Source organism: Microcoleus sp. A003_D6 (assembly GCF_036702825.1).
Classification (GTDB): Bacteria; Cyanobacteriota; Cyanobacteriia; order Cyanobacteriales; family Microcoleaceae; genus Microcoleus.
The window spans coordinates 13,688-28,433 of record NZ_JAUBWA010000099.1 but is presented as its reverse complement, the minus strand read 5'-3'; the positions used below and the strand labels follow the sequence as shown (position 1 = coordinate 28,433).

Genomic DNA, 14,746 nt, shown 5'->3' with positions numbered 1-14,746 from the left:
ACAAAATTTTTTTTCTTGTGGAATGGGCCGGAGAGCCCGTTCCAGAATTTGATTAAAAGGATTTTTGCAAGAGGTCTCTTAGAACTTCAGTCCTCATAAAAATCACTACAAACGCGGTAAATTGGTTTGTAGTTAGAACTTGAGTCCTCATAAAAATCAGAGGATTGAAGTCCTCACTACAAACGCACCCCAAGCGCTCCAAGTCCCGCAATGCGATACCATCAGCGTGTACTCGCTTGTCGCACCGCCACATGGAACAAAATACTTTACCCGTAGAGGTGATTCTCTCTCACCCCCGCCAATCTTTAGGTAGCATTCGGCTGGATTGGACGCCCCAACCGGGGAACTATCTAGATTTAGAGGGACAAACCTACGCCGTTTTGGAACGCCACCACCGCTATCAACTCAAATCCGGCCGCTACCAACTGCAAAAAATTGCGTTGTACGTGCAGTCGGCTCAACCGCCGACGGAAAGAACATTTGTAAGCGGCATCTGGGTTATCGGAGATTATAGCTGCCACTTTAACGCTCGATCGGAAATTCTGCGCTGTGCTGTCAATCCCAATGGCCCGTGCGACGGCTGCGGCGATTACCAAAAGTGTCGATCGATCGGGTGAGTGCGTGCACAATTATAGCTCGATCGCCCAACCGAGTGCCGAGGATCTCGGCATCTCCCTCATTTACCACAAACTATCTAAATCAACTAGCAAATTGCGAACAGGATTTAAGTTGTTCGCAAAGGCGATAATCTATCTTCTCATAGCTGTGCAGCACGTCGCGAATGCCAGTATGAATCAAATTTTCTATGTGCAGCAACTGCTCTGAAGAACAGCGAAACTGCACTGTTTGGTTCGGCACAGACTCGCCGGAGTCGATCGCACTATATCTATTAGGAACTCGGCTCAGCACGTAAGCAATTAAATCCTGCCGCAAGCCCGAGGGCGAAAAAGCTTCTTGGTAGGGATACTTGGGATAAGACTCCAAGATAATTTCTACTTCTTCTGTGACTGCGGCCAAGGTGATATTGACAAGATTTTTCTGCATTTTCCCCGTTCCCAAACACTGGTTAACTAATATTTTTGTTGCCGCTCTCGATGTCGTCTGATTTCTCGTGAATCTTAGCGGGCTAATAGCGCACACCGTTCTTCTGGAATAACCAGCTCTAACTCGGAACTTACCTCTTCTATAACCCGCAGCACGTAGCAGGGAATTTTGTCCGATAAAATAGCACTTGCCACCGCGCCTGTGTGAATTTCTAAAACTGCTTCTGCCGCAGCTTCAAACATCAGTCGCTGTCCCGGAAACAACACTTTTTCAAAGTACCAATTAGGAATGTTCCCAATCCGAACCACCTGAATTTGGTTGGTAATATTTGGGTAATAGCACAGAATTTGATTGTTACCTTTACAAGATAGCTGATATGACATTTTAAAAATCTCCATACTCTTTAAAAAACTTACTCAGACTTGGCTTGGCCTGTTAGCGGCAATTGCGAGTTTTGCTCTTGACAAAAAGACAGACTTATTTACGGGGCGTTATTCGAGAGCGCGAATCACATCCTCAGTTATGAATTTTTCTTTGATTGAGTTCGCTTGCCAACACTTGCCAACACTTGCCAACACTTAGAGGACTTGCGCAGAAACCCGGTTTTTTGCGGTGAAAAAACCCGGTTTGTTTGGTATGCAGTGCGTAACTCCTGACTTATTCAGGTTGGTTGTGCTGTCGCACCAGCTAATCGAAAGTACCGTCACTGACCCGAACTCCCCTGACAACAGGTTTGTTCTTTGCCAGCGGGATGCTGCTGAGAGTGCGATCGACCTTCAAATCAAGAGCCTGGAATAAACATTATTTCAAAAATATGAATAAATTATGAAGATCGTCATTTTTTTTTGATGAATATACTTTGCCCGAAGCAGGGATTGCAACACTTACGCAGAAACCGGAGTTTTTACCAAAAAACTTGGCTGCATTCCCGATTCCGGGTGAAACACTACGTAATTTCTGGAAGAGTTATTTTGCGTGTAAATACGGTAGAGGCAGATCGACTTTGCGGGTAACAAAAAACCCCGACTCCCTGAGATCATCTCTTGAACTTCTAGGGAATCAGAGTTTACATTAACCAATCACCGATCGATCTCAAAGCTAAATCAAAAAAATGAGGAAATTCTGAAAACAGCCGGAAAAACAAGGACTTTCCTGGACGCATCAACCCGGCTAAATAACATAATTGCGTGATTTTCGCAACAATCAAGGGAATGAGAAAGCGGATTTTCGAGCGTCATCCGGCTTTAATGACCCCTTGATTCTTCCGCGGGACTCGGCCGACTTTGTTGGTCTAGTAGCGGTTTCAAATGCCGAGTTTGATATGCTATCTGCGAGGTATTTTACCCCTGTTCACAGCAACGGTTCCCAACCCAGAATTTCCGCAACTTGCTGTGCCAAACTCAAAGGATCGAAAGGCTTGGCAATCACTCCCGCTACCCCCAAATCAGCAAATTCGCTCAAATCCATCGCCTGCACCTTAGCAGTCAGGAAAATCACCGGAATCCCCCGAGTAGCCGCATTGTTTTGCAGCAAATTAAACAAAGCAACTCCGTCCATATCGGGCATCATCACATCTAGCAGAATAGCATCAGGGAGTTGAGTTTCAGCTAAAAGCAATCCTTGGCTGCTGCTGAGCGCGCTCTGTACCGTCCAGCCACCTAAATGTTCCAGACAGGCCTGAATCACGCTGCAAAGATTTTTTTCATCATCGATTACCAGAATGCGCTTTTCAGACATAATTAAAACCCAAATTTTAACTAATGCGAACGGGAAGTCCCGCACTCTATCTGTTTACAGGATGAGTGACGGGATGAAAGTGAGGTGAGAAAATAAATTGAGTGATAACGAATCAATGATATGATAGGTGTATCTTGACCATTATCTCCCAATGCAAAAACCAAGCTGAACGGGACGTGTTGCAAGAAAAAATATGGGTCTTAGGAACTAGGACGACCGCCTGTGGAGGGACGGTAAGACTACTTATCTTGGGGGAGATAAAAGCACATCCCGATGAATCAGGAAGCCAGTGCTGTATGCGGAGCATTTCTAGTCTGGTAGTTCACATTAATCATCATCAACCGAAAGAAAACTTACGCACGCGAAATGTACCCTTTAAACCGAGAACCGAAAAATCGACATATAGGCCTCCCAAACTTATGCTCCCCGCCTGCGTTGCGAGGAACGTTAGCTGTCGCGATCTCTTATGAAAGCAATCTCAAAACTCCAAACTTTTTCCCCCTTCGCCTTCCAACGGTGCAGGCACTGTGAAATAGAAACTGCTGCCTTCTGAGACAACACTTTCGGCCCAAATTCTGCCGCCGTGCTGCTGCACGATGCTGCGACAGATAGCCAAACCCAAACCCGTACCTCCTTTTTGGCGGGAGTCAGAAGCATCTACTTGTTGAAACCGTCCAAAGATAGTTTCTAGTTTATCCGCAGGAATCCCCCGCCCTCGATCTTTGACTTCAAATAAAACCCGTGAAGCGTAGCTATCCCGCAGGGAATCGCCCAAATCTTCAACCCTGACAGTTACTGTACTCTGCGGAGCCGAGAATTTAATCGCATTGCTCAACAAATTTACCAGCATTTGCACAATCCTGTCGGGGTCAGCCCAAATTTGTGCCGTTTCGGCGGGCAAAATCGACAAATTAATGTTATTCTCAGCAGCCACAGACATCACAGCTTCCACAGACTTCCGCATCAAAACCTGTGCATCGCACCACTGCTTGACGAGAGTAACTTGGCTCGAATCGAGCCGCTCTAAGTCTAGAATATCGTTGACCAAACGCACTAACCGCTCGGTATCGCTCGATGCGATTTCTAACATTTGTTTGGCAGTTTCCGGTTTATCTTTGAGCACCCCAGCCGCCAGCAAACCTAAAGAACCGCGAATTGAGGCAAGTGGCGTTCGCAGTTCGTGGCTGACAATGGAAATAAACTCATTTTTCATTTTTTCAATTGCCCGACTTTCTGTGATATCTGTGACTGTGCCGACGTGACCGATTAGTTGACCTCTGTCGGAAAAAATCGGAGCTGTTTTAAACCGACAAAACCGGATTGTTCCGTCTCGCTGGATGTGGCGGAATTCTCCGTAAAATTCCCCATCTAGCGATCGCGATTCCGACCACTTAGACAGAATTAGTTTGAGGTCTTCGCGGTGAACAAACCGCATCCAGCCGTTTCCTAAAGCGGATGCCGGTGTGAAGCCGCCAATTGCTTGACACCGGGGATTTGTATAGGTACATTTCCCCTCAGCATCGATTTTGAAAATGCCAACGGGGGAACTTTCGCTCAGAGAGCGAAATAAAGCTTCGCTTTCCCGAAGTTCTGCTTGAGAGCTTTCTAGTTCTCGGGTGCGCTGCAAAACTCGCATTTCTAACCGTTCGTTGAGCTGTTGGAGGGCGGCTTCAGCAAGTTTGCGATCGCTAATATCGCGGTGTACTGATACCCAATGGGTAAACCCACCTGTTTGGTCAGCTATTGGCACAATGCTCATTTCTATCCAAAATTCCGTCCCGTCTTTGCGGTAATTGATCGTGTCAACCCGCACCGGCTGCCAGGTTTTCAAAGCTGTCCGAATTCGATCGAGACTGGCGCGGTCTGTTTTTTCTCCTTGCAAGATGCGCGGCGTTTTGCCCAAAACTTCTTCTAGCGTATAGCCGGTCATCCGCGTGAAAGCTGGGTTGACATAAATAATTCGCGGGCCCGGTTCGTCAATCGGTTCAGCTTCGGTAATTAACACGGCGTCGTTACTCGTGGTGACTGCTGATTCCAACAGGCGCAATTGTAATTCTCTAGCTTTGCGATCGGTAATTTCTGTAACTGTCCCCACCATCCGCACTGCATCGCCTGCTTCGCTGTAAAAAAACTTACCTTTCCCCTCAATCCAGTGAATGCTGCCATCCGGCCAAATCACGCGGTATTCCTGAAAGTAATCTGCTCGCTGGGCCAGGATCTGATTTACAGCATTCTCGATACTTTTTAAATCTTCTGGGTGAATGCAAGCTGCAAAACTTTGATAAGTTCCGGCAAAAGTTCCCGGTGCCAACCCAAACAACTCTTCGTGTTCCCTCGACCAAACAATGAGATTTTTCTGCATATCCCAGTCCCAAAATCCGATTTTGGTAGCCGACAAAGCTAAGCTGAGCTGCTGATTCATTTTCCGCAACTCAATGCTAGTAATAGCAACTCGAAGTTCTCGTGCTATTTCAATTTCGCACCGCTGCCAAGGCAAAGATTTTAACCTCACAGTTTCTTGCCACAACTCAAAGGAATTGCGAGGAGACCTCAGCCTGCTGCCATCCGGTTTTAATTTAATTGACCACTCTAGTTCACCGGCCCAGTTGATAGTTTGAATTACTTCGGGACGGAACCACAAAATATAATAATTTTTCATTTCGGACATGGTAAGCACCAGCAAACCGCTAGCCACTTCTTTAAACTTCTCGGATGGCGGATACAGTTCTGAGAGAAAATCTGTATAAAAAATATCATTATTTATTTGAGTTTTTATCCAAGCAATTAAGTTTTTGATTTCTAGCAATTCTGGGGTTTTGCCGATGGTTGTTAAATTTTCATTGGCACAGACAACTCCACCGCTAGCACCCACTAAGGCCAGCAATTCATCTCGGGATTTAAGTAAACCTTCTACAAAGGAGTGTTCTTGAGAAATATTCGTGACAAATTTATGACAAAGTTCTTTTAAACTAATTGCATATTCCCGGTCTTCGCCATCTTGTTTGTAGCTGAGTTCTAGATTCACAAACTTTGCTAGCAGTTCGCAAGCCGTTCTTGTTTCGTAGTTAACGTACTTTCGTGTTGAGTTGTGACAGGCGATTAATCCCCAGAGTTTTTTATCTTTAATTAATGTCAGGGTCATGCTAGCGGCAACGTTCATATTTTTGAGATATTGAACGTGGCAAGGGGAAACTGTTCTCAACAAAGAGAAGCCCAGATCCAGGGGGCGATCGGTCAGCGGATTGCACTTAGGAATTAGTTCTACAGGCTGACAGTTAATATCGGGAATAAACCGAATTAGATTCATGCTGAACAGGTTTCTTGCCTGGGGGGGGATATCGGCAGCCGGATAGTGCAGTCCCAGTAAAGGAGGCAAACTTTCTACTTTGTCTTCGGCGACAACTTCCCCCGCACCGGTGGCATCAAATTGATAGACGATCGCCCGATCGAAACCGATAATCCTCCGCACTTCTTCAACTGCTGTCTGACACAGCATTTGCAGGTTTGGTGTTTTGTGGATTTTGTCGATCGGCTCTTGGACTAAATGATAAGAATTGAAACAATCGCTAGCTTTAGGGGCTACAACCTGTTCTAGTTCAACAATTAATCCTGAACTAGATTGATGCACAGTCCCCTGAAAAAAAGACTTGCGTTTTTGACTTGTGAATGATAAGTTGATACGGTTACGTTGATGGTCGTTTTCAAATAAAGCTTTTTCAACAGCCTCAATTTCCTCAGTCTTGACAAATTCATGTAAAAAATTGCCCAAAAGTGCTTCGGGGTAAATGCCGATCGCCTCAAAAGTATTGTTGCTAACTTGCAAAATTTTCAACACTGGAGTTTCCAGCACCAAAAGGATGCCGTGAGGTTGAATCGAAGCCGGAGCGTAAATTAGTTCGCAGTCGCTGTCATTGAGAGCGGCTGTGTCTGAGCGTAATACCATTGCTTTCATGTGATTAATACTTCTCTAAATTAGTCTATGTTCTTGATGAGCGGCTAAACATCAATCAACCCCACCGCTTCCGAATCGCACAACCAAACAATCCCAAATCAAGGCGATTCCTTGCCTTGGCAGTTTCGGACGCCCGCTGCTGCGATCGGGCTTGCTTATATCAGTTTCAAAAAAGAATACAAGTGTAGCCCAGCTCCCAACCCATATACAATATGTCATTCCCAATTCTGCAATCGAAAATCCAAAATATAAAATATAAAATCGGATTAGCGTTGTACCTGAGCCAGTCTGTTCCTGAGTTGAGTCCGCTCCAAACGATTCAGGAGGCGAGCAATCAATTCCGGTTCCACGATCGGCTTATTCACGTAGTCGTCAGCACCTGCGACAAACATTTGGCGCACTGTTTCCGACTCAGAATGAGCCGTCAAAAATAGCACGGGGAGCTTGCTCCAGCTCAAATCGTTCCGCACTGCCAAACACAGCTCGATACCGCTGTAACCGGGCATCTCCACATCTAAAATTAGCAAATCTGGACAAGTGATTTCGAGTACCTCCCAGAACTTTTCGGGCTCGTCCAATGTTGTTACTTGAAAACCCCAAGGTTGTAGAATCATTTTCAGTGCAGCCAATAGATGCACATCATCGTCTACCACCATAACTTTAGCTTCAGCAGCAGGGCCTGTTTGGTCTAGAACTTGGGCGACTGCTTTGAGTATATCTGCTGGGGGGATAGATTTGTGTAAAAAGCCGGAAGATCCCAAACGAGCAACTTCTATTCGATCGCTCAATTGATTGTTCGCGCTAAAAACCATCACCGGAATTTCGGGTTTTTCACGGAGGAGTTCGGCTAGCAGAGTAAGTCCGTTTTGCTGAGTTCTGGAAAATGTCAAATCCAGCAAAATCGCATCGGGAGGCTGTTGAGAAATCGCACTTCTTGCCGCTTGCGGAGAGTTGGCGACTTCTATCTGGAAGCCAGAACCGGATGCTGCTATTTTCAGTCGATCGCTCTGAAAAGTATTATCATCAACCATCAGGATGTGGCGCTGTTGAGAAACCTGAGCAACCAAATTGCTTTCAGGTTCGGGCGGCGGGCGATCGAAGATTTGTTTGAGCAAATGCAGAAATTCCTCAATCTTCTGAGCATTCCCCGGTTTCAAGACGTTTTGCGCCTTGAGCAAATGTTCGATATTGCGCGCAACTTCCGAACCTTTCGGCAGCCCTAAAGTTCCCAAAGAACCGACTAATTTATGAGCTTGCGCCTGAGCTTCCCGCCGCAGTTCGTCCTCCAGGGTTCCGGTTTTGATTTGAGCGATCGCGCGATCGAATATCGCCACCTTTTCTATAAAATTGGCTTTTAAATTTTCCCGCATTTGGGCAACTATATTCAGGACTTTGAGGCGGCGCTCGTCATTGTTTAATTCCTGGTTCTGCCCGCTGGATTCAGCAGATAAAGTCTCTTGACTTTTAGCAGTTTCTGCCGTTTTCCGGGCAACTTTTTGGCTCTCAATATTTTCAGGCAGACTTTTGAGCCGATAGCCCAATCCGTACACAGTTTCCACTAAATCTACAATCATCCCGGCTGCTTTCAGCTTCTGCCGCAGCCCCTTGATGTGAGCGGTAACGGCTTCTTCTTGAGGAAATTCGCCGGCCGACCAAATGCGATCGAGGATGGCGCTGCGACTGAAAATACGCCGGGGATTTCTCAGGAAAAGTTCCAGCAGATGGTACTCTTTGGGAGTCAAGTGCAGCACTTGTTCGGCATAACTTACTTCCGTAGTGTCCGGGTTGACTTGCAGTTTTTCCCAGGTCAAATTTGTACTCGACAAAGTTGCCTGCCCCCGGCGCAGCAAAGCCCGAATTCGAGCGATTAATTCTTCGAGATTAAAGGGTTTGACCACATAATCGTCTGCACCCGCCTCTAAACCTTGGACTCGATCGCTGCTGCTGTCTAGCGCTGTCAGCAGTAAAATCGGCATTTGGCAGCCGGACGATCGCAATTTCCGACACAAACTAATGCCGTCGAGTTTCGGAATCAGCACATCCAAAACAATCAGGTCGTAATCGTAAGCCTCGGCCAACTGCAAGGCTGTTTCACCGTCGGCTGCCGCAGTCACATTGTAATTGTGAGAGTTCAGCGCTTGGGTCAGCAAACTGACTGTCACTGCGTCATCTTCTACTAGCAGAATTTTCATAAATGTAACCTGTTTTTTGAGCTAGCTTAGTGACTTTTTATCTATTTTTTTGGGTAGTTAAATAGCCTTTATCAAGCTTTATTAGGAAAATTCCCATCTTCACTATAACAAATAATATTTTTGAATAGTGAAATAGTAAGTCATTGTTTTGATTGTGTTTATTCACCTATTGAAATGTTTCCTAGAATTTTGTCTAATTCTATGGCTTTTTGGACTTCAGCGCCTCCTGGATTTTTTGAATCAGATATTGCGATGAATGTTGATGCTTAACTAGGTCTTCCAACTCTGAAACCGCGACTTCTGCTTGTTCTATCTCTTTAACTAAAGAATGAGCGCTAACACTTTTTCTGACTTCAAAAGATTCTTGGATAGCTGGAAGTGAATTGAAATCTTTTTCCGCTATTAATTCCTCTAACTCTAACAGCGCCATTTCCGCGCGATCGATCTTGATGGTCACGGATTTAGCCACATTAGCACCCGCTCTTGCTGCCTCCGTGAGTTCGTGAACGCGAAGTTTAAATCGGCTGGCAATTTGCTCCATTTGAGTTCCCAATTCAAAAGTTTTACTTGCCAGCCTGCCAATTTCTAGACTCACTTGGCTCAGGCCGTTGGGCTGACTTCCCATTTGATTGGTAACTACAGCCACCTGTACAGCTAAATGCCTGACTTGTTCGATCGCCTCCCGGATGGTTCGGGAAGTGCGGTTAACCGTTTCTAAATCATTAGCTATTGCTTTGCCAACGCCCAAAATTTTATCTGTATTGTTGCAAATAGAATTAGCACCTTGAAAAGTAGCTTGAAATGCTTGCCGACCTTCCGAGGAAATTAGCTTCGCAATCCTCACAAATCGCTGATTCATGATAGCTATTTCTTCAGCTTGTTTTACCAGGGCTACTTGCTGGGAAGTCGGAGTATTCTGCGATTTTTCTGTTTGACGCTGTTGGGATTTCACAAGCTCCTTGCATTCTTGAAGTTTGGTCTGTTCTTGTTGAAGAATCGCCTGATATTTGTGTCTTTCTGCTCGGTATTTTTGAATAGTTTTGTTAGCTTGTGCTAAAAGTTGAGACTGGGCAATCATCAGAGTTTGAACGTCCAAAATGCGGTGGCTATGGTTGGCCCTTACCACAATAATTGGTTCGTAAATCAAGTCTTTATGCCTGTGGAGAGACGCTTGCACGGCATCCTCAACTTTCCAGTTTTCAGAAAGCAGCAAAGGCGGAATTCTAATAAAATCTAACAAGGCTCGAATCGGGTGCTGCCCGTAAAATTGTACGCGATCGGGAAGACTCATTTGCTCTCGAAATTTGACCCGAGAAATCATTCCCAATACCTGTGATTCGTGAGTAATAATGACTCCCGGCAGGTCTGGTTCTTGCTCGAATCTTTCAGCCACTACCTGTCCTGGAGTTGCAGCACTCACTTGGAAGTGGTGACACGGCAGATGTCCGATCGTGAAATCGGGGGTGAGTTGAGTTGGATTGCTCATTTACCCGGATACTGTTAAGTAGAAGTTAACAAATTATATATTAATATTATACTGGAATAAGATTGTTCAAAGTAATAACAATTATAGGGAGAAATAAGCTCTCTGCCTCCAGGGCCTGACGACAGCCAGCCTTCTGACTACTTTCATCTCAAGTCTGTTGGGCCGCGCCTGCGCCCCGGGTTCCGTCCCGAAAACAGGGGCTTTCATATTTTGTTCTTTAAAACAACCGGGAAAATATCTAGATTGAAACCAAAAACCTTAAGTCGGACTTTGCCGGTAGCAACGTTTGAGGCTGTTTACCAGTTGTTACAGCAAATGGCTGAACTCCCCGGGGCGATTTGGCTGGCTGACGATGCGATCGCTGATTCTCCACATCTGGAAAACTCGTCGCAAAGGTTTGCAGCAGTGGTATCAGATCGGTTTAGCGCGCTGCTGCGCGGCAACCTATTAGATGAGTCCGCAAAAAACGGACTCAAGCACAGCGAAAAAAATCTCAATTCGCAATTGAATGTGCAGTTGACTTTCGATCCCGGGGCGATCGCCAATTTCCTCTCTCCCCTCGCAGACAAACTCGCAGAAATAACACCCGCACCGAAGAGGCAAATTGACCTTCGCGCCCTCAAACAAGCAATTAAAAATCTACAGCCAAACTCGGCATTTCTTCAAAGCGAATTCACTCTAAATTTGCTGGATATTCTCGCTGTAAATGCCAGCCAAAACAGTCGCCAGCCCCTACACACCCAAACTGAAATAAAGGGAAAATCCGCCGCGCCCAAACTGATAGATCCCGAAACGCTAAAACGCCAGATTTCCGAAGCCGTAAATCAATTACAAATTGCCAGTCCCTGCATTTCATTTTGTCAGCCGGTGGAAGATGCTTTGCAGCAGCAGCTCGCACAAGAACGGCTTTTGAATCAGGTGACAACTCAAATCCGCCAAAGTTTGGAATTGCCTGTAATTTTGTCAAAAGCTGTTTCGAGAGTGCGAGAGTTTTTGGAGGTCGATCGCCTGTTAATTTATCAATTTGAAAAAGTCCCAGCGCCGCACAAGGGCGAGTTAGCTAAAGAAATACCTGCGGCAGTTTCTGGGTCTGGTGAAATCAAAGAAAATTCCGATTCTTACTTGTATTTAGGTCGCGTCACCTACGAAGCTTTAGCCAGCGATGCTATCTCCTCTTTACTGAATTTTAGTGAAGACGCCCAGTGTTTTATCGATGGAGTCATTGACAGAGAGAAATATCGCAAAGGTTTGACTTTGTGCGTCGCGGATGTGGAAAAAACTTACTCTTCGCAGCCTTGTTTTTTAGAGTTGATGCGGCGGGCGAAGGTGCGGGCGAAGTTGCTAGTGCCGATCGTAGTTCAAGACGAATTGTGGGGACTGCTAATTGCCCACCAGTGTAGTGTGTGCGAGTGGGAAGAAAGCAAAAAAACATTTTTGCGGCAAATAGCAGAACATTTGGCGATCGCCATTTACCAAGCCGAACTTTATGCAGAAGTCCAGCAGCAAAAGCGCACCTCAGAACAGCGCGTAATAGAGCGCACACAAGAACTGCGCGATGCACTGGTGGCCGCCCAGTCTGCCAGCCTCGCCAAGAGCGAATTTTTGGCAGCTATGAGCCACGAATTGCGGACTCCCCTCACCTGCGTCATCGGCATTTCCGACACGCTGCTGCGGTGGTCTTACGGCAAAGTTGGCAGCAAACAAGTACCGATGCAAAAGCAGCGGCAGTACCTGCAAACTATCCGAGACAGCGGCGACCACTTATTAGAATTAATTAACGATATTTTAGATTTATCGCAAGTAGAAGCCGGAAAAGCAGTATTAAAAATTAGTGAATTTTCACTTTCCAAATTAGCTTCTCAGAGCCTGCACGCCCTCAAAGAAAAAGCTGCGGCTAAAGGTGTGGAACTGGTGCAAGAACAGCGGATAAAGCAAGAGTGCGATCGCTTCACCGCCGATCCGCGCCGCTTGAGACAAATTCTCTTCAATCTTTTAGGAAATGCGATTAAATTTACTCCCGAAGGCGGGCGAGTCATCCTGCGAGTTTGGGTTACAGAAGATAAAAATCGAACGCCGGCAGGGCGACAGCCCGGTACTGCACCGGCAGGCAGCACCGCTGTTTTTCAAATCAAAGATACCGGCATTGGAATACGCGAAGATCAGCGATCGCTTTTGTTTCAAAAATTCCAGCAGTTGGATTCCCCCTACCGCCGCGAATACGGCGGTACCGGTCTGGGATTGGCTTTAACTAAACAGTTAGTAGAGCTTCACGGCGGCGCGATCGAAGTCAACTCTACAGTTGATGTCGGCTCAACTTTTACCGTTTTTATACCCATCCAAACTCTCACCAAAGATGAATCCACAAAATTCAAATATGAAAAATCGAATTCATCTTTACCGCTGCATTCTTCCTCGTTGCGCGGCAGCCTCGTGCTCGTCGAAGAAGATGAAGAAACTGCCATGTTAATTTGCGATATCCTGACAGCCGCAGGACTGCAAGTTGTGTGGATGATTGAAGGTTCGGCGGCGGTGGAACAAATTGAACTTTTGCAGCCGAATGCTGTGATTGTCGATATGCGTTTGCCCGGTATGAATGGCTGCGAAATAATTTACCAACTGCGCCAAAAACCCGCTACTGAAAATATCAAGATTCTAGCTTTAAGCGCTAATGAAATTCCCGCAGATCGGATATCTTTGGTGACGGCGGGAGCTAATGATTGTTTGGCTAAACCGATTGAGCCGGAGCAATTGTTGGACAAAATTATTTCTTTAATGGCCGGGATTGGTAATGGGTAATACCATTTTAGATTTTAGATTTTAGATTTTAGATTAAAGAATTAGAAATGACTGATTGGAGATGGATTGGGTTCGGGTATACAGTAATTATGTAGGGTGCTCTTCGGCGCAGCTTACTGCTATAAATATAGGGTGCGCCGAAGAGCACCAATTCCCAATTCCCCATCCCCAATTCGCCATGATTAATTGTCAAATTCCTACAGGATTAATTGTTTCTTGTCAAGCACCTGCTGATTCGCCGCTGCACGATCCGATCGTAATTGCGGCAATGGCTCGCACCGCTATCAATCGAGGTGCATCGGGCGTGCGGATTGACACTCCGGCTCACATTGCAGCGGTGCGAAAACAGATATCCGCTCCCATAATTGGGATTTGGAAGCAGCAATTGCCGGGATGCGAGATTTACATTACTCCTCGGTTTGAAGACGCGCGAGCGATCGCCGCTTCAGGAGCCGATATTATCGCCGTTGATGCTACTGAGAGAAACCGTCTTCCGGGCGAAGACTTAAAGACGTTAATCGCACAAATTCACAGCGAATTGGGCAAATTAGTGATGGCGGATGTAGATACAATAGAAGCTGCGCTCGCGGCGGTTCAAGCTGGTGCAGATACTGTGGGAACTACTCTTTTTGGGTACACTCCCCAGACGCAAAATTTCTCGCCGCCCGGATTTGATTTGCTTGCGGAAATGGTAGAAAAGCTTAAGGTTCCCGTTATCTGCGAAGGCGGGATCGCTGGGCCGGAAATGGCTAAAAAAGCATTAGATTTAGGAGCGGCCGCTGTTGTTGTCGGCGCAGATATTACTGGGATCGATCTTAAGGTGACAGCCTATAAGTCGGTGATTGGGAAGTAAGAAGGGAGAAGAAAGAAGGAAGTTCGGCAACGGATTCTGTAACGGATGTAACGGATGTAACGGATAGAAGGCAGTTCGGCAACGGATGTAACGGATGTAACGGATAGAAGGCAGTTCGGCAACGGATTGTTTAACGGATGTAACGGATGTAACGGATAGAAGGGAGAAGGAATATTCGGCGATTGAAATCGCTTCTCGACAAACTAAACTCGCAAGGCAAGGGTTGGAAATATCGGGCGATTTTAATCGCCCTCGATCGGGGGAAGTTGCTAAATCAGCGCGCCGTTGATAAAGCTGCTAACTACAGCCAAGGCGATCGCCCCCAGTACCGCGCTCCAAATGCCCATCCGCAAGCTAAATCCTTCAACTAGCTTCGCCGCTGAGGCAAAAATAATCACGTTCATTACAAAAGCAAACGCACCGGAAAGCAATCCCAGCGTCAGTAGGTTCGGTACAAAAAAAACTGCTTTCAGAATTGGCAAAATTAAAACATTCAACATTCCCAAAGCCGCAGCAGAAATTACTGCTTTCGGTGTGCTGTCAATTTCTACGCCGATCGGCAGTTGAGAAATTAGCAGCAAGCTGCTGCCAGTCACCAGCCAAGCAATCAAAAAATCGATCGGTTCCACAGCGCCCGTACCTCCTTAATAGTTGAATTGTCAAAAAAACCTGATATTTAATATCTA

The 14,746-nt window shown here is 46.1% G+C and carries 11 protein-coding genes; 4 read left to right on the top strand and 7 right to left on the bottom strand.

The window, feature by feature from the left end; translation table 11 throughout:
• Positions 1-251: 251 nt before the first annotated feature.
• The gene (locus QUB70_RS23740) at positions 252-617 is read left to right on the top strand and encodes a DUF6464 family protein (RefSeq protein ID WP_332983810.1); all 366 of its coding nucleotides are present in this window, start codon (positions 252-254) and stop codon (positions 615-617) included.
• A gap of 82 nt (positions 618-699) precedes the next feature.
• Here the strand turns inward: QUB70_RS23740 and QUB70_RS23735 are convergent, their stop codons facing one another.
• Both QUB70_RS23735 and QUB70_RS23730 read right to left on the bottom strand, forming a co-directional pair.
• Entirely contained in the window at positions 700-1,044 is a 345-nt protein-coding gene (locus QUB70_RS23735; RefSeq protein WP_332983807.1) for a hypothetical protein, read from the bottom strand.
• 74 nt (positions 1,045-1,118) lie between these two features.
• Positions 1,119-1,427, bottom strand: coding sequence for a DUF1830 domain-containing protein (locus QUB70_RS23730; RefSeq protein WP_332983805.1), 309 nt, complete (start codon positions 1,425-1,427; stop codon positions 1,119-1,121).
• Between the two features lie 253 nt (positions 1,428-1,680).
• Here QUB70_RS23730 and QUB70_RS23725 point away from each other — a divergent pair, with 253 nt between their 5' ends.
• Positions 1,681-1,842: a hypothetical protein gene (locus QUB70_RS23725; RefSeq protein WP_332983803.1), complete on the top strand. Its 162-nt coding sequence runs from the start codon at positions 1,681-1,683 to the stop codon at positions 1,840-1,842.
• Positions 1,843-2,394: 552 nt separating this feature from the next.
• Here QUB70_RS23725 and QUB70_RS23720 read toward each other — a convergent pair.
• From QUB70_RS23720 to QUB70_RS23705, 4 genes are all read right to left on the bottom strand, one after another.
• Positions 2,395-2,781 carry a response regulator gene (locus QUB70_RS23720; protein ID WP_332983801.1) on the bottom strand — a complete coding sequence of 129 codons (387 nt, stop codon included), beginning with the start codon at positions 2,779-2,781 and terminating at the stop codon, positions 2,395-2,397.
• A 478-nt stretch (positions 2,782-3,259) separates the two neighbouring features.
• Positions 3,260-6,724: a PAS domain S-box protein gene (locus QUB70_RS23715; protein WP_332983799.1), complete on the bottom strand. Its 3,465-nt coding sequence runs from the start codon at positions 6,722-6,724 to the stop codon at positions 3,260-3,262.
• A gap of 275 nt (positions 6,725-6,999) precedes the next feature.
• Positions 7,000-8,925: a response regulator gene (locus QUB70_RS23710; RefSeq protein WP_332983797.1), complete on the bottom strand. Its 1,926-nt coding sequence runs from the start codon at positions 8,923-8,925 to the stop codon at positions 7,000-7,002.
• Between the two features lie 199 nt (positions 8,926-9,124).
• On the bottom strand, positions 9,125-10,411 hold the full coding sequence (locus tag QUB70_RS23705) for a chemotaxis protein (protein WP_332983795.1): 1,287 nt from the start codon (positions 10,409-10,411) through the stop codon (positions 9,125-9,127).
• 243 nt (positions 10,412-10,654) lie between these two features.
• Here QUB70_RS23705 and QUB70_RS23700 point away from each other — a divergent pair, with 243 nt between their 5' ends.
• Entirely contained in the window at positions 10,655-13,207 is a 2,553-nt protein-coding gene (locus QUB70_RS23700; protein ID WP_332983793.1) for a hybrid sensor histidine kinase/response regulator, read from the top strand.
• Positions 13,208-13,385: 178 nt separating this feature from the next.
• On the top strand, positions 13,386-14,060 hold the full coding sequence (locus QUB70_RS23695) for an N-acetylmannosamine-6-phosphate 2-epimerase (protein ID WP_332983792.1): 675 nt from the start codon (positions 13,386-13,388) through the stop codon (positions 14,058-14,060).
• A 269-nt stretch (positions 14,061-14,329) separates the two neighbouring features.
• Here QUB70_RS23695 and QUB70_RS23690 read toward each other — a convergent pair whose 3' ends face one another.
• A complete protein-coding gene (locus QUB70_RS23690) occupies positions 14,330-14,689 on the bottom strand; it encodes a phage holin family protein (protein WP_332983791.1) in 360 nt (119 codons plus the stop codon).
• Positions 14,690-14,746 lie beyond the last annotated feature (57 nt).